Raw genomic sequence first — 20,340 nt, 5'->3', positions numbered from 1 at the left:
CGGCGCCGCCAGAGACCCCTGGCCATTCGGACGATTGGCAGACACCGCGCGTTCGCGCATCATGATCGCCACGGACTGCGATGACGACAGTTCCGCGGAGCCCGAGGACTACTGCTGGCTGAGCGTCATGGACAACAGCCGCGCGGTGATGTCCACGATCGGAATCACGCGGTTGTAGGCCATGCGGGTCGGTCCGATCACACCGAGCGTGCCGACGATCTTGCCGTTCACCTCGTACGGCGCGGTGACGACGCTCATTTCCTCGATCGGTACCAGATTCGATTCGCCGCCAATGAATATTTGCACGCCCGCCGCGTGACTCGACACGTCGAGCAACTGAAGGAGGCTGGTCTTCTGGTCGAACACATCGAACAGCTTGCGCAGGCGCGCCATGTCCGACGAAAGATCGGCAACTTCGAGCAGATTGCGCTCGCCCGAGATCAACACGGTCTCGCCGGTGTCGGATTCGTCGGTGCTGGCGGTGACGGCCGCGTGCATCAGCGAGGTCATGTCGCCACGCAGCTCGTCGATTTCCTCGCGCAGGCGGCGGCGCACCTCGTCGAACGAGAGACCCGCGAAGTGCGCGTTGATGTAATTGGAGGCTTCCACCAGCTGCGAAGGCGAAAAGTCGCGCTGGGTGGCGAGGATGCGGTTTTGCACGTCGCCTTCGGGCGTCACGATGATCAGCAGAATGCGCTGGTCGGACAGGCGCATGAATTCGATCTGCTTGAACACGTGGCTGCGACGCGGCGTGAGCACGACGCCGGCGAACTGCGACAGATTTGACAGCACGCTCGCCGCCGCGGCGACGATCTTCTGCGGCTCGCCCACCTGCAGCGTGGTCTTGACGGTGCGCGTCACGGCCTCCTCGTCGGCGGCGGATTCGACGGTCAGCATCGTGTCGACGAACAGGCGGTAGCCGCGTGGCGTCGGAATGCGCCCTGCCGACGTATGCGGACTGATCACGAGCCCCAGATCCTCGAGGTCCGACATCACGTTGCGGATCGTGGCCGGACTCAGTTCGAGGCCCGAATAACGTGACAGCGTGCGCGAGCCGACCGGCTGACCTTCGGCGATGTAGCGCTCAATCAGCGTTTTGAGGAGGGTTTGTGCGCGAGGATCTAGCATGACGAAAAATTTTAGCTCATTGGCATCGCAGCCGAGAGCGCCCGCGGCGCCCGCTCCCGGCGAATGCACCGCCGTCGGCGGGCTCGCATGTCATCGGGTCTTCACCATTCTAACGATAATCGCGACATACGCAGACGCCCTGCGTGCGCCGCCCCACAACCGGGTTGGTCTGCGGTTCTTTTCAGGCCCTACCTATGGTGTAATGCCGGCATGCAAGTGACCAGCCAGTTCAAGACCGTCGCGCTCGTCGGGCGCAGCAATACGCCAGGCATCGGCGAGCCGCTGACCGCGCTCGCCGCCTGCATCGCGAAGCTCGGCCTCGAAGTCGTGTTCGAAGCAGACACCGCCGCCGAAATCGGCGTGACCGACTATCCGGCGCTGCGTCTCGCCGAGATCGGCGCGCGCGCCGACGTCGCCGTGGTGCTCGGCGGCGACGGCACGATGCTCGGCATCGGCCGCCAGCTCGCGCCGTATCGCACGCCCTTGATCGGCATCAACCACGGGCGGCTCGGCTTCATCACGGACATTCCGATCTCCGACATGCGCGAGATCGTGCCGCAGATGCTGTCCGGCAATTTCGAGCGCGAGGAGCGCTTGCTGCTCGAAGCGCGCATCGTGCGCGACGGCACGCCGATCTACCACGCGCTCGCGTTCAACGACGTGGTGGTCAACCGCAGCGGCTTCTCGGGCATGGCGGAGTTGCGCGTGTCGGTCGATGGCCGCTTCATGTACAACCAGCGCTCGGACGGCCTGATCGTCGCGACGCCGACCGGCTCGACCGCGTATTCGCTGTCCTCGCAGGGGCCGATCCTGCATCCGCAACTACAGGGCATCGTGCTCGTGCCGATCGCGCCGCACGCGCTGTCGAACCGGCCGATCGTGCTGCCGGACGAATCGAAGGTCAGCATCCAGATCGTTTCCGGGCGCGAGGTGAACGTCAATTTCGACATGCAGTCGTTCACGTCGCTGGAGCTCGGTGACACGATCGAGGTGCGCCGTTCGCGTCACACGGTGCCGATGCTGCATCCGGTCGGCTACAGCTACTATGCGACGCTACGCAAGAAGCTGCACTGGCACGAGTACCCGTCGCACGAAGAAGACCCGAGGCCGTAAGCGGCACTTTGATTTCGCACGCCGCCGCGGCCGCCACCCGAATCCCAAGCTCACCCGACGACCTCCATGCTTCGCCACCTCTCGATACGCGACTTCGTCATCGTCGCCGCGCTCGACCTCGAATTCGACAGCGGCTTTACCGTTTTCTCGGGCGAAACCGGCGCCGGCAAATCGATCCTGATCGACGCGCTCGCGCTGGCACTAGGCGCGCGCGCCGAGGCGAGCGTCGTGCGCACCGGCGAGAGCCGCGCCGACATCACCGCGGAGTTCGAGACGCACGCACAGGTCGATCAATGGCTCGACACGCAGGCGCTCGGCGCGGCCGACAACGGCCAGCACGGCGGCACCGTGATGCTGCGGCGGGTGGTCGACGCGAACGGCCGCTCGCGCGCGTTCATCAACGGTACGGCGGCCACGCTCGCGCAGCTGCGCGAGGTCGGCGAGATGCTCGTCGATATTCACGGCCAGCACGCGCACCAGTTGCTGATGCGCCCCGACGCGCAGCGCGAGCTGTTCGACACGCACGCGGGCCTGTCCGACCTGGCCGCCGCCGTCACGCGCGCGTGGCGCACGTGGCGCGACAAGGCGCAGGTCGTCGAGCACGCGCAAACGCGCGATCGCGAGCTGCAACTCGAACGCGAGCGACTCGCGTGGCAACTCACCGAACTCGACAAGCTCGCGCCACAGCCGGGCGAATGGGAAGAAGTCAACACCGAGCATCGGCGGCTGTCGCATTCCGCGAATCTGATCGACGGCGTGCAGGGAGCGCTCGGCGCGCTGTCCGAATCGGACGACGCGATGATCACGCATCTCGGCTCGATCGTGTCGAAGGTGCGCGACCTCGCGGAGATCGACCCCGCGCTGAACGACGTGCTCGCCGCGCTCGAACCGGCCGAAATCCAGTTGCAGGAAGCCGCGTATTCGCTGAGCCACTACGCGCAGAAGCTCGAGCTCGATCCGGAGCGGCTCGCGCAGGTCGAAAAACGCCTCGACGCGCTGCACTCGGCCGCGCGCAAGTTCCGCCTGCGGCCTGAGACGCTGCCGGAAGAACACGCCGAGCGGCGCAAGCAACTGGCCGCGCTCGACGCCGCCGCCGACCTCGACGGCCTGCGCGCCGCCGAAGCGCAAGCGAAGGAAGTGTTCGTCGCCGAGGCGAAAAAGCTGTCGAAGGCACGCGCGAAAGCAGGCAAGGCGCTCGGCGAGGCGGTCACGACCGGCATGCAGGAACTGTCGATGAAAGGCGGCAGCTTCGACGTCGCGCTGGTGCCGCTGCCCGAAGGTGGCGCGCACGGGCTCGAGCAGATCGAGTTCCGCGTCGCCGGTCATGCCGGCGTGCCGCTGCGGCCGCTCGCGAAGGTTGCCTCAGGCGGCGAACTCGCGCGTATCAGTCTCGCGCTCGCAGTGATCGCGAGCGCGGCCAGCCCGACACCGACCCTGATCTTCGACGAAGTGGATACGGGCATCGGCGGCGGCGTGGCCGAAGTGGTCGGACGGCTATTGCATCAGCTCGGCGAGGCGCGCCAGGTGCTGTGCGTGACCCATCTGCCGCAGGTCGCCGCGCGCGGCGATCATCATTTCCAGGTCGCAAAGATGAGCAACGGCACCGGCGGCACGCTCAGCAGCGTGAGCGCGCTCGACAAGGCGAGCCGCATCGAGGAAGTCGCGCGCATGCTCGGCGGCCTCGAAATCACGGCGACCACGCGCAAGCACGCGAAGGAAATGCTGGCCGCCTGAAATTGCGCCGCGCATAGGCGGCCGCACATGGCTGAGCCGGCCTGGCCGGGACGTCACACCGATCCCGGCCGCGCATGATGCGCTACGCGAAGTGCATGAGCGCCCTTACCCAAACACCCTCTTCCACAACGCCAGCACCGCCTCGCGCTCGGCCGCGACCAGCGCCGGATCGACCCGCGCCTTCTCCATCCCATCGAGCCGCAGCGTGTGCTGCAGCTTGCGATAGCGCCGATAGGCGGCGCCGACCGTCTCGGCTTCCGCTTCGCTCATCAGCCCGAAACGCGACACCTCACGCAGCAGCGCGATATTGCCGGTATTGCGGATCAGCTCGGGATCGCGCGCCGCATGCAGCAGCACCCAGTACTGCACGGTGAACTCGATATCGACCATGCCGCCGCGGTCGTGCTTCAGGTCGAACAGCGCCGGCGTATGGTTCGGGTGTCCCGCCTCGACACGCGCGCGCATCTCGACGATCTCTTTCGCGAGCGGCGCCGCTTCGCGCGGCGTCGTCAGCACCTGTTCGCGGATCGCCTCGAACTTCGCGCCGATCTCCGGATCGCCCGCGCAGTAGCGCGCACGCGTCAGCGCCTGATGCTCCCACACCCACGCGGTATTCGCCGCGTCGCCCTCGCGCAGCTGGTAGCGACGGAACGCATCGAGGTCGGTGATGAGCAGGCCCGACTCGCCGTTGGGTCGCAGCCGCAGGTCGATGTCGAACAATGTGCCGGCGCCGGTCGCGGTGGTCAGCCATGTGATCAGACGCCGTGTGTAGGTTGCGTAGACGTCGGCGGCGGCATCGCCGGGATCGTCGTACAGAAAGATCACGTCGAGGTCCGACGCGTAGCCGAGCTCCTTGCCACCGAGCTTGCCGTAGGCGATCACCGCGAAGCGCGGCACGTCGCGATGACGTTTGGCCAACTGCTTCCACACGGCTTCGATCGTCACGTCGAGCACTGCGTCGGCGAGCTCGGACAGCCGGTCGCTAACGTGCTCGACGGACAGCTTGCCGGCAAGCTCGATCAGCAGAATGCGGAACACCTCGGCCTGATGCGCGTGACGCAGCAGATCCATCTGCTGCTCGACGCCATCGGCGGCGGCGAGCCGCAAACGCAACGTACGCTTGAATTCAGCCCAGTCGAACGGACTGTTGATCGCCTCGACGTCGAGCAGCTCGTCGAGCAGCTGCGGATGGCGGATCAGATAACCGGCCGCCCAGCGCGAGCCGCCCAGCACCGACAGCACCTGGTGCAGCGCCTGCGGATACTCGGTCAGAAGCGCCAGATACGCGCCGCGCCGGCTCACCGCTTCGAGCAGATCGAACAGGCGCGCGACCGTATCGCCGCGCCGCCCGGCCGGCTCCAGCGTGCGCGCGGCTTCGAGCGCGCGCTGCGCGACGATGTCGAAACGCTGCCGGCTGCGCTCGTTCAGGCCCGTGTAGCGCGACGAGCGCCACACCGCCTGCAGCCGGGCGAGCAGCTCACCGGGCTCGGCCACCCCCAGTTCGACGAGGCGCGCGCGCAGTGCGTCGTCGGCGCTATCGTCGGCGAGCGCGCTGCTCCACACCCACGCGGCCGCGCCGTCCTCGGGCGCGCCGCAACCGTCGCGGCCGCCCACCTTGTCGGCGAAAATCTGGTCGAACTGCTGTTCGACGAACTCGCGATGTGCGTCGAGCTTCGTCATCAATTGCGGGTAGTCGTCGCAGCCCATTACGCGCGCGAGCGCCATGCGGTCTTCGGCATCGACGGGCATCGCGTGGGTCTGCGCGTCGTTGCGATATTGCAAACGATGCTCGAGCTCCCGCAGAAAGCGATACGCCTGCGACAGCTTCACGCACACCGACGGATCCATCAACCCATTCGTGGCCGCGTGGCGCAGCACGGCGAGCGTCGGCCGCACGCGAAAGCCGGCGTCCTGGCCGCCGCGGATCAGCTGGAACACCTGCGCGCTGAATTCGATTTCACGGATGCCGCCACGGCCGAGCTTGATGTCGTCGGCCTTGTCGGGGCGCATCGACGCGCGGCGCTGCGCCTCCTGGCGGATCTGCAGATGCAGCGCGCGAATCGCGCTGATCACGCCGAAATCCAGATAGCGTCGATAGACGAACGGCGTGACGATCGCCCCGAGCTGCTTCTGCAGCCGCTGCGCCGAGGCGCTCGCGCCCTCGGACACGAGCCGGCCCTTGATCCACGCGTAGCGCTCCCACTCGCGGCCCTGCACATAGAAATACTCTTCGAGCATGCCGAGGCTGCATACGAGCGGCCCCGAATCGCCGTTCGGCCGCAGACGCATATCGACGCGAAACACGTAGCCGTCGGCGGTGACTTCGGCGAGCGCGCCGATCAGCCGCTTGCCGAGCCGCGTGAAGAACTCCTGGGTCGCGAGCGGCGAGCGCTGGCCGCCGGCGGTCTCGCCGTCGTCCTCATAGACGAAGATCAGGTCGATATCCGACGACACGTTCAGCTCGCGCCCGCCGAGCTTGCCCATACCGACTACGCCGAGCGTGAGCCGTTCGCCCTGCTGGTCGCGCGGCTCGCCATACAGCGCTTCGAGCTCGCCGCTCAGCACCGTCAGCGCGCGCTGGATCGTCGTTTCCGCGAGATCGGTCATCGCGCCGGTGACTTCGGCGATATCGGCCTCGCCGGCCAGGTCGCGCTCCATCACCGCGCAGAATACTTCGGTGCGCAGCTGGCGCAGCGCGCGCTTCAGCGCATCTTCGTTGACCGGCGCACCGGCTGGGCCCGCCGCCTCGGCGCACAGTTCGTCGAGACGCGCGTCGATGCGCTCGCGCGTCAGCGGTTCGTCGGCCAGCGCGCCGACATGCGCGACCAGTTGCGGGCGGGCCGCGGCGGCGCGCGCGGCATAGTGCGAATAGCTGGAACTCAGGAGGGTGGCGTCAGTCATCAAAAATCTGGCTCGCTCGTTGCTTGATCGAATTTGTCCGGCGGTGTTCTGACGTTGTACGGTGTCGTTCCGGGGTCGTTGTCGTGTCGTTCCGTCGTGCCATCGGCATGCGGCGACAAGCGTGCCGGCCCCCGTGCCGGACGGCCTCGCCAATCGCCGTCACGGGCCGTCGGACAGGGTTTGCAGGAGGTCCGCCGACGCTTTCCCGTGTGATACATTTCGTCGTTAACACGCAAAACTACCATACGCCCAGCCGCCGCAGCATGTCCGAGCGAAACGAATCCGCCGACCCGCAAACCCCACCGCAGGTCCGGCATGTGAGCGGAAGCGACCACATCGTGCTGCGTCGGACGTTGCGCGTGCTCGCCGCGCTCGCGCTCGTCCTCTATTTCATCGCGGGCGGACTGTTTCTGGGTTTGCGCTACGTGGTGCTGCCGCGCGCCGACCTGTTCCGGCCGCGCATCGAAGCCGCGGTCTCCGACAAGCTGCGCACCCAATTCACGATCGGCCGGCTCGCGCCGCACTGGAGCGGCTTCCAGCCAGGGCTCGATGTCACGAATCTCGTCATCCGCGATCACGACGGCCAACCCGCGCTGACGATTCCGCACGCCACCGCGTCGGTGTCCTGGCGCTCGCTGTGGGAGTTTCATCTGGCGCTGTCGAGCCTGATCGTCGATCAGCCGGACGTGCTGGTGTCGCGCAGCGAGGACGGCGTGCTGTCGGTCGCGGGCGTGCCGGTGCCGACGCGCCACAGCGGCAACGACGCGCTGTCCACCTGGTTGTTGCGTCAGCAGGCGATCGTCGTGCGCGGCGGCGTGCTGCGCTGGCGCGACGCGACGCGCAACGAACCCGAACTGGCGCTGCGCGACATCCGCATCGCGATCCTCAATGACGGCCGCGACCACCGCATGGCGCTGCAGGCGCCACCCGACGGCCAGGTGCTGAAAGGCCCGCTCGACTTCCGCACGCACTTCCGCCACGCGCCGCTCTCGGCGCTCGGCAAGCCGATCAACTGGAGCGGGCAGGTGTACATGTCGACGGGCCCGGTCGATCTGCCGACGCTCGCGCGCTACGTCCAGTTCCCGATCGAGACGTTCGCCGGCCGCATCGACAATGCAATCTGGATCGACTTCAGCGAAGGCCGCATGACCCAGGCGACCGGCCAGTTGAGCGGTTACGACGTCGCGATGCGCGTGCGCCCGACCCAGCCAAAGCTGCTCGTGCCGATCGCCCACTTTCTGTGGCGCGTCGAGGCAAACGAAGGCGAGTACCGGCTGCAGCTGTCGGACCTGCGTGCCGAGCTCGGCCAGCCGCCGCTCGAAGACGGCACGCCGCTCACGCGCATCCTGCGCTTCCGGACCCTCGACAGCCGCTACCGGATGGCGTCGCAGCAGCATGGGCAGCTTTTGAGCGTCAGCGGCGATCGCGTCGATCTCGGCATCCTCGCCGAATTCAGCCGCGCGCTGCCGCTGCCGCGGCACTTTCTCAATGAACTCGTACGCATCAATCCGCGCGGGCGCGTCGCGAACTACGTGATCGAGCTCGAGCGCGGCAAGCCGGAATCCGGAGAAGTGGGCAGCGACCATCGGCCGACGGGTGCTGAACCGATCGAGCGTTATCGCTTCAAGGGCGATTTGCAGGGCATCAGCTTTGCCGCCCAGGAGCCGGGGCCGGGCCTGACGCCGCGCGGCCACCCGCGCGCCGGCGTTCCCGGCATCGAAAACCTGTGGGGCAACGTCGACGCCGATGAAAAAGGCGGCCACGCGAACTTCGATACGACCAACGTGGCGATCACGCTGCCGGGCGTGTTCGACGATCCGCGTCTCACGCTTGCGCGTCTGCACGGCCGCGCCGACTGGACGATGGGCACGAAGGCACCGGGCGACACGCGTCCCGCGTTCGCGCTCAAGCTCAACGATTTCAGCGTATCGAACCCTGACGTCGAGGCGAGCGCGACTGCGAGCTACAGCAATCCCGGCCACGGCCGCGGCTCGCTCGACCTGAAAGCCGACTTCCAGCGCGCGCAGGTGACGCACATCGCCCGCTATCTGCCGACCGCGGTCAGCGAAAAGCTGCGCATTTACCTCGGCCACGGCTTGCAGGCTGGCGTGTCGCATGGCGGCACGATCGAAGTGCACGGCGACCTGACCAAGTTCCCCTACGCGCGCGACCCCGACGCCGGCATCTTCCACATCGTCGCGCCGTTCACGGGCGGCAAGTTCGATCCGACGCCGTTCCCGCCGCGCAACATGCGCAACGGCACGCCAAACGTTTGGCCGCCGCTCGACCGCATCGACGGCGTGTTCGAGCTCAAGCAGAACGTGCTGCGCTTCGACATCGACCGCGGCCGTTACAAGCGCGTCGCGCTGACCGGCGTGAGCGGCCGCGTCGACGACCTCGGCACCAAAGGCTCGAACCTCACCATAGAGGGCAACGGCCGCGGCCCGCTCGCCGATATGCTCGACTACGTGAACGGCAGCTCGCTCGGCATCATGGCGCGGCACCAGACCGAAAAGATTCGCGCGGAAGGGCCCGCGTCGCTCGCGCTGAAGCTGACGATCCCGCGTACGCCGAAGCCGCATATCGGCGTGGAAGGTGCACTCGGCTTCCGGAACAATCGCCTGAGCGTGAGCAATGCGCCGTCGCTGTCGCAGCTGAACGGCCGGGTGCGCTTCACCGAACGCACGGCCGAGGTCGAGCGGCTCTCCGGCCAGTTCCTCGGCGGTGACGTGCATGCGAACGGCGGCTTGCGGCAAGACGGCACGTACGCGCTCGCGCTCAACGGCCACATCGCCGTCGATGCCGCGCGCGAACTGCATCTGCATGGCCCGGCCGCACAGGTGCTCACGCATATGAGCGGCAGCGCGCCTTATGCATTGCGCGTCACCGGCGCGAAGGGCCGCCTGCCGGAGGTCAGCGCCAACTCTGATCTGAGCGGCCTCGGGCTCGATTTTCCAGCGCCGTTCAAAAAGACTGCCGGCACGCCGATGCCGCTGCACTTCTCGGTCAATCCGTCGACGTTGCCGGGCGAAGCCGGCCTCGAACGCGCCGACCTGACGTTGGGGCCGGTCGCCGCCGCGTATCTGCTGCGCTATCGGCCGAACGCGCAGCCGCGTACGTCACCGACCGTCGTGCGCGGCGCGATCGGCGTGAACCGGCCGGTCGACCTGCCGTCCGAGGGCGTGGTCGCCGCGGCGGACATCAAGGAGATCGATGCCGACGCCTGGCGCGCGCTCGCCGCGCAGCTGCGCGCGGGCGTGAGCGCGGGCGGGGCGAATGGCGTGAACGGCGGTGCGAACGGCGGCAATACCGCCAGCAGCGCGGCCACACCCGCGGCCGCGCCTACGGCCGTGCCGAATCCCATGCTCACGCAGTTCCTGCCGAACCGCTTCGCGCTGCACATCGACATGCTTACGCTGCTCAAGCGTCACTGGGACAACGTGATCGTCGGCGCGTCGCACACGGACCGCACGTGGCAGGCGAACATCGCGTCGAATCAGGTGTCAGGCCACGTGTCGTGGCTGCCGGGAGCGACCCGCGAATCGCCGGGCGAACTGCAGGCGCGCTTCGCGCGCGTCGTGATTCCGTCGGTCGCGGACAAGGACCTGCTCGGTCCGGCGATGTCGGCGCCCGCGCTGAACATGCCGTCGATCGATCTGGTCGTCGACGAGCTGATCGTGCACGATCGCAACGTCGGCCGGCTCGAGGTCGACGCGCACAACTTCGAAGAAAACGGCGTGCCGGTCTGGCAGCTCGACAAGCTCGACGTGACGAACCCCACCGCGACGCTGACCGCGACCGCGAACTGGCGCACCTCGACCGAACTGCCCATCTCGGCCGACGAAGCCATGCCGCGCCGCACCGTGTTCGATTTCAAGCTCGACATCAAGGATGCCGGCGCGATGCTCGAGCGCTTCGGTCTGCCGAGGACGCTCAGGGGCGGCACCGGCTCGATTCAGGGCAAGGCCGTGTGGCAGGGCGGCCCGACCACGATCGACTATTCGACGCTGAACGGCAACCTCGCGCTGGATCTACGCCACGGTCAGATCCTGAAGGTCGATCCGGGCGTCGCGACGCTGCTCGGCGTGCTGAGCCTGCAAAGCCTCGCGCGCATCGCCACACTCAATTTCCGCGATGTGATCGGCGAGGGCCTGCCGTTCTCGAGCGTGACGGGTACCGCGCAGATTCATGACGGCATCGCCCGCACCGACAACTTCAGGATGGTGACCGCGCCGGCCCGCGCCGAGATGGTGGGCTCGGTCGACATCGCGCAGAAGAGCCAGGACCTGCACCTGCACGTAGTGCCGACCGTCAGCGCCGGCTCCGCGGTGATCGCCGCGACGGTCATCAATCCGCTGATCGGCCTCGGCGCACTGATCGCCGATATCGCGTTCACACATGGGGTGTCGCACGTATTCGCGCGCGACTACGCGATCACCGGCTCGTGGTCGAAACCGCACGTCGAGCGGGTGACGGGCGAAGGGGGTAAGATTGACGCTCCGGCTTCGACCGTGGAAGCGCACTGAGCTCCGGTTTCCCTGGCGCCGCCGTCTCGAACCACGCGGCCGCTCGTGCCGCTCTATCGACTCAATGCGCCAACGGGGCCGAGCCAGCCCAGAACCATGCATGCGGCGCCCGCGCTTCACACCGCCGCCCGCCGGGAGTCTTTCGACACGCTCATGAGCGAAACACACGTCACTTCATCCGCATCCGCCGCAACGTCCAGCGGCCATGTAGCCAGCCCCTTCCGGGTCGCCGCGCTGCAGATGGTCAGCTCGCCGGATCGCGATCGCAATCTCGCCGACGCAGAGCGCCTGATCGCCGAAGCCGCCGCCGACGGCGCGCAACTCGTGCTGCTCCCCGAGTATTTCTGTTTCATGGGTTTCAAGGACACCGACAAGCTCGCCGTGCGCGAGCCACATCAGGACGGCCCGATCCAACGCTTTCTCGCCGACGCCGCGCGCCGCCACCAGATCTGGGTGATCGGCGGCACCCTGCCGCTGAACGCACCGGAGCCGTCGCGCGTACTGAACACGACGCTGGTGTTCGACCCGAACGGCAACGAGGCCGCGCGCTACGACAAGATCCACCTGTTCAACTTCGAAAAGGGCGAAGAATCGTTCGACGAAGCGCGCACGATTCGACCCGGCACCTCGGTGCAAAGCTTCGAGGCGCCATTCGGCCGGGTCGGCCTGTCGGTCTGCTACGATCTGCGCTTTCCCGAGCTGTACCGGCGCATGGGCGACTGCGCGCTGATCGTGGTGCCGTCGGCGTTTACCTACACGACCGGCCGCGCGCATTGGGAGCTGCTGCTGCGCACTCGCGCGATCGAAAACCAATGCTATGTGCTCGCCGCGGCGCAAGGCGGCAAACATGAAAACGGCCGCCGCACCTGGGGCCACAGCATGCTGATCGACCCGTGGGGCGAGATCGTCGCGGTGCGCGACGAGGGCGCCGGCGTGGTCGCGGGCAACCTCGAACGCGCGCGCATCGACGAAGTGCGGCAGAGCCTGCCGGCATGGCGTCATCGCGTGCTGACCTGAAACCGACATTGAAACTGCGGCGCCTGCCACGCATATAGCGACGCAGGCGCTCCCCGACCCCTTCGTATCGAGCAGAACATACTTCGCATGAACATCATCGAACCCGGTATCCGTAATCTCGCCGCCGCCAAGGACATCCTCCTCACGCCCTACGGTCTCGACGAATCGCTGCTCACGCGCACGCTCGCCGAAATCTTCACGCACCGCGTCGACTACGCGGACCTGTACTTCCAGACCACCCGCAGCGAAGCGTGGAGTCTCGAGGAAGGCATCGTAAAGTCGGGCAGCTTCAGCATCGATCAGGGTGTCGGCGTGCGCGCCGTGTCGGGCGAGCGCACCGCGTTCGCCTACTCGGACGACCTGTCGCCCGAAGCGATCCGCCAGGCGGCCATCGCCACGCGCGCGATCGCCCAGGCAGGCGGCGGCAAGCAGAAGATCAAGGTGGCGTCGTCGCTGACCGGCATCGCCGGGCGCGATCTGTACCTGCCGTCCGACCCGCTGCATTCGCTCGACGCCACCGCCAAGGTCAAGCTGCTCGAGCGCATCGAGCAGATGGCGCGCAGCCGCGACCCGCGCATCCAGCAGGTGATGGCGGGCCTCGCCGGCGAATACGACGTGGTGCTGGTCGCGCGCAGCGACGGCGGCTTCGCGGCCGACATCCGGCCGCTCGTGCGTGTCTCGGTGACGGTGATCGCCGAGCAGAACGGCCGCCGCGAAATCGGCAGCGGCGGCGGCGGCGGGCGTTTCGACTACGGCTATTTCACCGATGAAGTGCTGTCGCGCTATGTCGACGACGCGGTGCACGCCGCTCTCGTCAATCTCGACGCGCGTCCGGCGCCGGCCGGCGCGATGACCGTCGTGCTCGGGCCGGGCTGGCCCGGCGTGCTGCTGCACGAGGCGATCGGCCACGGGCTCGAGGGCGACTTCAACCGCAAAGGGTCGTCGGCATTCGCGGGACGCATCGGCGAGCAGGTCGCCGCGAAGGGCGTCACCGTGGTCGACGACGGCACGCTGCCGAATCGTCGCGGCTCGCTCAATATCGACGACGAAGGTAATCCGACCCAGTGCACGACGCTGATCGAGGACGGCATCCTGAAGGGCTACATCCAGGACACCCTGAACGCGCGTCTGATGAAGATGCCGGTCACCGGCAACGCACGGCGCGAATCGTACGCGGCGCTGCCGATGCCGCGCATGACCAACACGTACATGCTGAACGGCGACAAGGACCCGCAAGAAATCCTCGCATCCGTGAAGAACGGCCTGTATGCGGTGAACTTCGGCGGCGGTCAGGTCGACATCACGAACGGCAAATTCGTGTTCTCGGCCTCCGAGGCGTACATGATCGAGAACGGCAAGATCACGTATCCGGTCAAGGGCGCGACGCTGATCGGCAGCGGACCGGAATCGCTGAAGTACGTCACGATGATCGGCAACGACATGAAGCTCGATTCGGGCGTGGGCGTGTGCGGCAAGGAAGGCCAGAGCGTGCCGGTGGGCGTCGGTCAACCGACGCTGCGCATCGAGCGGATGACGGTCGGCGGCACGGCCTGATTTCGTCACGGATGCACGCTTCGCGCACGCAAGGCGCGAAGTGTGCGGGTTTTCCGCATTTTTCGACGCCCCAGCTTGTCAGCCGAGCCTGTACCGGGTTATAACCTCACTCACCCTTTTTGACCAGCGACGCATTCACTTCGCCATGTCCGCCAAGTTTTATTTTTACTTTTTTTGGTATCTCAGACCGCTGGCGGATCGAGAGGGGTGTTAGTGCACGCAGGACACCGAGAATTCCCGAAAAACCGCCAGCTAGCCTGGCGGTTTTTTTTCGTTTCACGCTTTTCGATACCTGACTGACATTTTGTCGTTGACCATTTTTTGATCGTCGTCCGCTCTGGCCTCGCTGTTTGATCACTGACTGATCGCCCCTGTTGCCCGCGCGAACACGCTACGAACCGATTCAGGAGAACAACATGCCCCCGCACAATACCGATGATGTCCGCATTCGCGAATTGAAGGAACTCACGCCGCCCGCTCACCTGATCCGCGAATTTGCCTGCGACGAGACGGTTTCCAACGTGATCTACGACTCGCGCACCGCGATGCATCGCATTCTGCACGGCATGGACGATCGTCTGATCGTCGTGATCGGCCCGTGCTCGATTCACGATCCGAAGGCCGCGATCGAATACGCGGGGCGTCTGATCGAGCAGCGCAAGCGCTTTGCCGGCGAACTCGAAGTCGTGATGCGCGTGTACTTCGAAAAGCCGCGTACGACGGTGGGGTGGAAGGGTCTCATCAACGACCCGCATATGGACAACAGCTTCAAGATCAACGAAGGTCTGCGCACCGCGCGCGAGCTGCTTCTGCGCATCAACGAACTCGGCCTGCCGGCCGGCACCGAGTACCTCGACATGATTAGCCCGCAGTACATCGCGGATCTGATCTCCTGGGGTGCCATCGGCGCGCGCACGACCGAATCGCAGGTGCACCGGGAGCTGGCTTCGGGACTGTCGTGCCCGGTCGGCTTCAAGAACGGCACGGACGGCAACGTGAAGATCGCCGTCGACGCGATCAAGGCCGCCTCGCAGCCGCACCATTTCCTGTCGGTCACGAAGGGCGGCCACTCGGCGATCGTATCGACCGCGGGCAACGAGGACTGCCACGTGATTCTGCGCGGCGGCAAAACGCCGAACTACGACGCCGACAACGTCAACGCGGCCTGCGCGGACATCGGCAAGGCGGGTCTCGCCGCACGTCTGATGATCGACGCGAGCCATGCGAATAGTTCGAAGAAGCACGAAAACCAGATTCCGGTGTGCGCGGACATCGGCCGTCAGATCGCCGCGGGTGACGAGCGGATCGTCGGCGTGATGGTGGAGTCGCACCTCGTCGCGGGTCGCCAGGATCTGCAGGAAGGCTGCGAGCTCACGTACGGGCAGAGCATTACCGATGCGTGTATCGGCTGGGACGAAAGCGTCGCGGTGCTCGAAGGCCTTGCCGAAGCGGTCAGGCAGCGCCGCGTCGCGCGCGGCAGCGGCAACTGAACGCCTGCCCCGCCACCAGGGCGGGGGCTTGTCAGCCGTCCGTAGAAAAAACCCCGGTTCAATTTCGAACCGGGGTTTTTTATTGGCCATTCGGACGAATGGTACTCAGCCTGCCGCCTCGATATCGTCATAGCTCGTTGCCTGGTCGCTTACACGCTTGACCGGGCTGGAGAATGCGTATAAGATTTTATACATGAGGTGGCGATGGAGCAGGAAAAAGAAATTCGCTGGTTAGGCTCCAGCTACCGTGATTTGCTCGCTTTTCCCAACGAAGCGCGTCGTCTCGCAGGGTTTCAGCTTCACAAGATTCAGTCAGGACTCGACCCTGACGACTGGAAACCGTTCGAGTCTATCGGCGCGGGAACGCGCGAAATTCGCATCAGAGACGAGGACGGCATTTTTCGCGTGATGTACGTCACCAAATACGCCGAAGCGCTGTACGTGCTGCATTGCTTTCAGAAGAAAACGCAGAGGCTCGGACCGCACGACAGAAGAATTGCCGAAACGCGCTACCGCGCCATCACCCATTACAGGACCACCCAGCCATGACGATCGACACCAACATTCGTCACGTAACGCGAGCCGGCGCGAACGTGTTCCTCGAACTCGGTTTTTCCGCCGATGAAGCGAAGCGCCTTCACGCGGCGTCGCAAAAGCAGATCAACGACACGCGGCTGCTCAAGGAACAGCTGATGACCGAGCTGTCCACGTGGATCGAACAGCATCATCTGAAGCAGGCCGAGGCGGCCGAAATCCTGATGGTGTCGCGCCCGCGCGTGTCCGACGTCGTCAACAAGAAAACCACCAAGTTCACGATCGACACGCTCGTGGAAATGCTGAGCCGCATCGGCAAGCCGGTCACGCTCGCCGTCGGTTGAGCCTCGGCTCGTGCGAAGCACCGTGCGTGTCCATGCGCACATGTGCGTCGCCATTCACGGCGCGCCGCGATCGTGCTGCCACAGCACGTCGGTGCCGCCGTCCGCGCGATTGAGCACGCGCGCCAGCACGAACAGCAGATCGGACAGCCGGTTCACGTACTGACGTGGCGCCGTGTTCAGCGCCTCGTGTTCGCCAAGCGCGACGATCGCCCGCTCCGCGCGGCGGCAAACGGTACGGCACACATGCGCGAGCGCGGCCGCGCGCGAACCGCCCGGCAGAATGAATTCCTTCAGCGGCGGCAGCGTGGCGTTGTAGTCGGCGAGCCAGCCGTCGAGCTGCGCGAGATGCTGTTCGGTAATCATCGTGTGACCGGGAATGCACAGCTCGCCGCCCAGATCGAACAGGTCGTGCTGGATTGCGACCAGCGCCGCGCGTACGTTCTCGGGCAGGTTCTCGCACAACAGCACGCCGAGATTCGAATTGAGTTCGTCGACGTCGCCAATCGCGGCGATACGCGCGCTGTCCTTGCGCACGCGGCGGCCGTCGCCGAGACCGGTGGTGCCGTCGTCGCCGGTGCGAGTGGCGATCTTGCTGAGGCGATTGCCCATGACGTCTCCCATACATTAGTGACGATGCTGCCAGCTGGTTTGTCCATATTGCACGCATCGCGAAATCGCCGCCATTATATGAGCGGAAGCCGGCCCAGCGCTGCCTGGCGGGCGAACGGCGTAAAATGAAACACGTGCTGCAAACAGACCGTTATCTAAAGAAACTTTCATGGGACCGGAGTAAGCGCTGTAGCGCTAACTCCGGTCGACACAGGAGACATGCGTGAACCATCCCGTGCCGCCGGCGCCGCTACGCCGGCCGTTTCCCGCCGAATTGCTGAACCAGCTCAAAGCCGCTTTCGGCGATGGGGTTTCCGTTGCCGAAGCCGTGCGTGCGCACCACGGCCGCGACGAATCACCGTTCGATCCGCAACTGCCTGACGCCGTCGTGTTCGCGCGTACAAGCGAAGACGTGCAAACCGCCGTCAAGCTGTGCGGCCAGTACGACGTGCCGATCATTCCGTACGGCCATGGCTCGTCGCTCGAAGGACATCTGCTTGCCGTGCAAGGCGGCGTGTCGATCGATCTGTCGGAAATGAACCGGGTGTTGTCGATCAACGCCGAAGACCTGACCGTCACCGTCGAGCCCGGCATCTCGCGCAAGCAACTGAACGAAGCGCTGCGCGACACCGGCCTGTTCTTCCCGATCGACCCCGGCGCGGACGCGAGCATCGGCGGGATGTCGGCAACCCGCGCGTCGGGTACCAACGCCGTGCGCTACGGCACGATGCGCGAGAACGTGCTCGGCCTGACGGTCGTGCTCGCCGATGGCCGCGTGATCAAGACCGGCTCGCGCGCACGCAAATCGTCGGCGGGGTACGACCTCACGCGCCTGTTCGTCGGCTCGGAAGGCACGCTCGGCGTGATAACGGAAATCACGCTGCGCCTCTATCCGCAGCCGGAGGCGGTGTCGGCCGCGGTGTGCACGTTCCCGTCGATGGGCGATGCGGTGCGCGCGGTCATCGAGACGATCCAGATCGGCGTGCCGATCGCGCGTGTCGAGTTCGTCGATTCACTTGCGATCCGCTCGATCAATCGCCATTCGAATCTGACACTGCGCGAAGCGCCCACATTGTTCTTCGAATTTCACGGCACCGAGGCCGGCGTCAAGGAACAGGCCGAACTCGTGCAGGAAATCGCCGCACAGAATGCCGGTGAAGGCTTCGAATGGGCGACGCGCCCCGAAGACCGCAGCCGTCTGTGGACCGCGCGTCACAACGCCTATTTCGCGATGCTGCAACTGAAGCCCGGCTCGCGCGCGGTCACCACCGACGTCTGCGTGCCGATCTCGCGTCTCGCGGAGTGTGTGGTCGAAACGGAGCAGGATCTGTTGGCGTCGCCGCTGCCCTGCCCGATCGTCGGCCATGTCGGCGACGGAAACTTCCACGTCGCGATCCTGATCGATCCGGACAAGCCCGAAGAGCTCGAGGAGGCCGAGCGCCTGAACCATCGCATCGTGCAGCGCGCGCTGCGGATGGACGGCACCTGCACCGGCGAGCATGGCATCGGCCTGCACAAGATGGGCTTTCTGCTCGAGGAGCACGGCGACGTCGCGGTCGACACGATGCGCTCCATCAAGCACGCGCTAGACCCTCGCAATCTGATGAACCCGGGCAAGATTTTCGCCTGGGCGGCGGCCTGATCGACACTGCGCATGCCGGCCGCGGCAAACCGCTGACGCGCCCGGCGGCAACCGCGCCAAGCTGAACACGCAAGTGATGCGAAGCAGGCAGCACGAAACAGCCGGCTCGAACCAGCAAGCCGGACCGGCGCAAGCCACGAGGAGACAACTCACATGAACGCACCCGCTGAACTGTCGGCCGAAGTCCTCGCGCAGCGTCAGCGCGAAGTCGTGCAGGCGTTGATGGCCGTGTTGCCGACCCACTGTCTGCTGTATCGCGAAGAAGACACCGTCGCGTACGAATGCGACGGACTCGCCGCGTACCGGCGTTTGCCGCTCGCGGTCGTGTTGCCGGAAACCGAATCGCAGGTGCAGCGCATCGTGCAGATCTGCCATCGCCTCGAGGTGCCCATCGTGCCGCGCGGCGCGGGCACCGGGCTGTCCGGCGGCGCGATGCCGATTCGGCACGGCGTGGTGGTATCGCTCGCGCGCTTTCGCAAGATCGTCGAAGTCGACTCGTACGCGCGCATCGCGACCGTGCAGCCGGGCGTGCGCAATCTGGCGATCTCCGAAGCCGCGGCGCCGTATGGTCTTTACTATGCGCCGGATCCGTCGTCGCAGATTGCCTGCACGATCGGTGGCAACGTGTCGGAGAATTCGGGCGGCGTGCATTGCCTGAAGTACGGCCTCACCGTGCACAACGTGCTGCGCGTGCGCGCGGTCACGATGGAAGGCGAGATCGTCGAATTCGGCTCGCTCGCGCCTGACGCGCCGGGGCTCGATCTGCTCGCGGTGCTGATTGGCAGCGAAGGCATGTTCGCGATCGTCACCGAGGTCACCGTCAAGCTGATCCCGAAGCCGCAAACCGCGCAGGTCATCATGGCCAGCTTCGACGACGTCGTCAAAGGCGGCGACGCCGTTGCGGGCATCATCGCGGCGGGCATCATTCCGGCCGGCCTCGAGATGATGGACAAGCCCGCCACGCGCGCGGTCGAGGAGTTCGTCAACGCCGGCTACGACCTCGACGCGGCGGCGATCCTGCTGTGCGAATCGGACGGCACGCCCGAGGAAGTCGCGGCCGAGATCGTGCGCATGACCGCGGTGCTGCGCGAGCACGGCGCGACCCGTATCCAGATTTCACGCACGGAAGCCGAGCGCCTGCGCTTCTGGTCCGGGCGCAAGAACGCGTTTCCGGCCGCCGGCCGCATTTCGCCGGACTACTACTGCATGGACGGTACCGTGCCGCGCCGCAGTATCGGGCCACTGCTCGCGCGCATCGAGGAGATGGAGAAGACCTACCAGTTGCGCTGCATCAACGTATTCCATGCCGGCGACGGCAACATGCACCCGCTGATCCTGTTCAACGGCAACGACCAGGACGAGTGGCATCGCGCCGAGTTGTTCGGTTGCGACATCCTCGAAGCTTGCGTCGAGCTGGGCGGCACGGTGACGGGCGAGCATGGGGTCGGCATCGAGAAGATCAATTCGATGTGCGTGCAGTTCTCGCCCGAAGAGCGCGACACGTTCCACGCGGTCAAGCGAGCATTCGACGCGCCCGGCCTGTTGAACCCCGACAAGGGCATCCCGACGCGGGCGCGCTGTGCCGAATACGGCAAGATGCACGTGCGCGGCGGCCTGCTGCCTCATCCCGAGCTGCCGCGCTTCTAGCGGCTGGCGTTTGCAGCGCGCATCCACCGTTCGCCGCGCCCGCGCTGATGCTGGCGCGGCCTGCGCGGCGCTTTGCGCCCTCTCCTCCAGACCGATGCCGC

The 20,340-nt window shown here is 66.1% G+C and carries 14 protein-coding genes; 10 read left to right on the top strand and 4 right to left on the bottom strand.

The features are described from left to right. Positions 1 to 108: 108 nt before the first annotated feature. On the bottom strand, positions 109 to 1,128 hold the full coding sequence (gene hrcA / locus F6X40_RS07510) for a heat-inducible transcriptional repressor HrcA (protein ID WP_090803113.1): 1,020 nt from the start codon (positions 1,126 to 1,128) through the stop codon (positions 109 to 111). A 210-nt stretch (positions 1,129 to 1,338) separates the two neighbouring features. On the opposite strand from hrcA, the gene F6X40_RS07505 reads away from it, so the two are divergent. Together F6X40_RS07505 and recN are read left to right on the top strand one after the other, a co-directional pair. Continuing rightward, on the top strand, positions 1,339 to 2,241 hold the full coding sequence (locus F6X40_RS07505) for an NAD kinase (protein ID WP_184067299.1): 903 nt from the start codon (positions 1,339 to 1,341) through the stop codon (positions 2,239 to 2,241). A gap of 66 nt (positions 2,242 to 2,307) precedes the next feature. Beyond that, a complete protein-coding gene (gene recN / locus F6X40_RS07500) occupies positions 2,308 to 3,975 on the top strand; it encodes a DNA repair protein RecN (RefSeq protein ID WP_184067296.1) in 1,668 nt (555 codons plus the stop codon). 105 nt (positions 3,976 to 4,080) lie between these two features. Here the strand turns inward: recN and glnE are convergent, their stop codons facing one another. Beyond that, positions 4,081 to 6,876 (bottom strand): bifunctional [glutamate--ammonia ligase]-adenylyl-L-tyrosine phosphorylase/[glutamate--ammonia-ligase] adenylyltransferase, encoded by a 2,796-nt coding sequence (gene glnE / locus F6X40_RS07495; protein ID WP_410452389.1) that lies wholly within the window; start codon positions 6,874 to 6,876, stop codon positions 4,081 to 4,083. Positions 6,877 to 7,139: 263 nt separating this feature from the next. Here glnE and F6X40_RS07490 point away from each other — a divergent pair, with 263 nt between their 5' ends. The 3 genes from F6X40_RS07490 to tldD all read left to right on the top strand — a co-directional run bounded on the left by F6X40_RS07490 (position 7,140) and on the right by tldD (position 13,973). Then, positions 7,140 to 11,402, top strand: a complete 4,263-nt coding sequence (locus F6X40_RS07490) for a YhdP family protein (protein ID WP_187627312.1) — start codon at positions 7,140 to 7,142, stop codon at positions 11,400 to 11,402. Positions 11,403 to 11,555: 153 nt separating this feature from the next. Beyond that, complete coding sequence (locus F6X40_RS07485) at positions 11,556 to 12,419, top strand: carbon-nitrogen hydrolase family protein (RefSeq protein ID WP_187627311.1); 864 nt, start codon at positions 11,556 to 11,558, stop codon at positions 12,417 to 12,419. Between the two features lie 87 nt (positions 12,420 to 12,506). After that, positions 12,507 to 13,973 (top strand): metalloprotease TldD, encoded by a 1,467-nt coding sequence (tldD, locus tag F6X40_RS07480; protein WP_187627310.1) that lies wholly within the window; start codon positions 12,507 to 12,509, stop codon positions 13,971 to 13,973. Between the two features lie 106 nt (positions 13,974 to 14,079). Here the strand turns inward: tldD and F6X40_RS07475 are convergent, their stop codons facing one another. Then, complete coding sequence (locus tag F6X40_RS07475; RefSeq protein ID WP_187627390.1) at positions 14,080 to 14,253, bottom strand: hypothetical protein; 174 nt, start codon at positions 14,251 to 14,253, stop codon at positions 14,080 to 14,082. Between the two features lie 136 nt (positions 14,254 to 14,389). Between F6X40_RS07475 and aroG the strand changes: the two genes are divergently transcribed. The 3 genes from aroG to F6X40_RS07460 all read left to right on the top strand — a co-directional run bounded on the left by aroG (position 14,390) and on the right by F6X40_RS07460 (position 16,341). Continuing rightward, positions 14,390 to 15,463, top strand: coding sequence for a 3-deoxy-7-phosphoheptulonate synthase AroG (gene aroG / locus F6X40_RS07470; RefSeq protein ID WP_090805593.1), 1,074 nt, complete (start codon positions 14,390 to 14,392; stop codon positions 15,461 to 15,463). A 204-nt stretch (positions 15,464 to 15,667) separates the two neighbouring features. Beyond that, positions 15,668 to 16,012, top strand: coding sequence for a type II toxin-antitoxin system RelE/ParE family toxin (locus F6X40_RS07465; protein ID WP_184055553.1), 345 nt, complete (start codon positions 15,668 to 15,670; stop codon positions 16,010 to 16,012). Next, positions 16,009 to 16,341 (top strand): helix-turn-helix domain-containing protein, encoded by a 333-nt coding sequence (locus F6X40_RS07460; RefSeq protein WP_090803102.1) that lies wholly within the window; start codon positions 16,009 to 16,011, stop codon positions 16,339 to 16,341. The genes F6X40_RS07465 and F6X40_RS07460 overlap by 4 nt, the downstream gene beginning before the upstream one ends. 54 nt (positions 16,342 to 16,395) lie before the next feature. Here F6X40_RS07460 and F6X40_RS07455 read toward each other — a convergent pair whose 3' ends face one another. After that, positions 16,396 to 16,950: a cob(I)yrinic acid a,c-diamide adenosyltransferase gene (locus F6X40_RS07455; RefSeq protein ID WP_184067278.1), complete on the bottom strand. Its 555-nt coding sequence runs from the start codon at positions 16,948 to 16,950 to the stop codon at positions 16,396 to 16,398. Positions 16,951 to 17,173: 223 nt separating this feature from the next. Between F6X40_RS07455 and F6X40_RS07450 the strand changes: the two genes are divergently transcribed. Both F6X40_RS07450 and F6X40_RS07445 read left to right on the top strand, forming a co-directional pair. Continuing rightward, positions 17,174 to 18,592 (top strand): FAD-linked oxidase C-terminal domain-containing protein, encoded by a 1,419-nt coding sequence (locus tag F6X40_RS07450; RefSeq protein WP_187627309.1) that lies wholly within the window; start codon positions 17,174 to 17,176, stop codon positions 18,590 to 18,592. Positions 18,593 to 18,745: 153 nt separating this feature from the next. Further along, on the top strand, positions 18,746 to 20,239 hold the full coding sequence (locus F6X40_RS07445) for an FAD-linked oxidase C-terminal domain-containing protein (RefSeq protein WP_090803097.1): 1,494 nt from the start codon (positions 18,746 to 18,748) through the stop codon (positions 20,237 to 20,239). Positions 20,240 to 20,340 lie beyond the last annotated feature (101 nt).

The organism is Paraburkholderia sp. UCT31 (assembly GCF_014397655.1).
In the GTDB taxonomy this organism is placed as follows: Bacteria; Pseudomonadota; Gammaproteobacteria; order Burkholderiales; family Burkholderiaceae; genus Paraburkholderia; species Paraburkholderia tuberum.
This window is presented reverse-complemented; position numbering and strand designations above follow the sequence as displayed.

Bases quoted from the DNA above. Each gene is read 5' to 3' on its own strand.
- F6X40_RS07465 (WP_184055553.1), top strand. From the start codon at position 15,668: ATGGAGCAGGAAAAAGAAATTCGCTGGTTAGGCTCCAGCTACCGTGAT.
- F6X40_RS07460 (WP_090803102.1), top strand. From the start codon at position 16,009: ATGACGATCGACACCAACATTCGTCACGTAACGCGAGCCGGCGCGAAC.
- aroG (WP_090805593.1), top strand. From the start codon at position 14,390: ATGCCCCCGCACAATACCGATGATGTCCGCATTCGCGAATTGAAGGAA.
- F6X40_RS07505 (WP_184067299.1), top strand. From the start codon at position 1,339: ATGCAAGTGACCAGCCAGTTCAAGACCGTCGCGCTCGTCGGGCGCAGC.
- F6X40_RS07485 (WP_187627311.1), top strand. From the start codon at position 11,556: ATGAGCGAAACACACGTCACTTCATCCGCATCCGCCGCAACGTCCAGC.
- F6X40_RS07455 (WP_184067278.1), bottom strand. From the start codon at position 16,950: ATGGGCAATCGCCTCAGCAAGATCGCCACTCGCACCGGCGACGACGGC.
- hrcA (WP_090803113.1), bottom strand. From the start codon at position 1,128: ATGCTAGATCCTCGCGCACAAACCCTCCTCAAAACGCTGATTGAGCGC.
- tldD (WP_187627310.1), top strand. From the start codon at position 12,507: ATGAACATCATCGAACCCGGTATCCGTAATCTCGCCGCCGCCAAGGAC.
- glnE (WP_410452389.1), bottom strand. From the start codon at position 6,876: ATGACTGACGCCACCCTCCTGAGTTCCAGCTATTCGCACTATGCCGCG.
- F6X40_RS07445 (WP_090803097.1), top strand. From the start codon at position 18,746: ATGAACGCACCCGCTGAACTGTCGGCCGAAGTCCTCGCGCAGCGTCAG.
- recN (WP_184067296.1), top strand. From the start codon at position 2,308: ATGCTTCGCCACCTCTCGATACGCGACTTCGTCATCGTCGCCGCGCTC.
- F6X40_RS07490 (WP_187627312.1), top strand. From the start codon at position 7,140: ATGTCCGAGCGAAACGAATCCGCCGACCCGCAAACCCCACCGCAGGTC.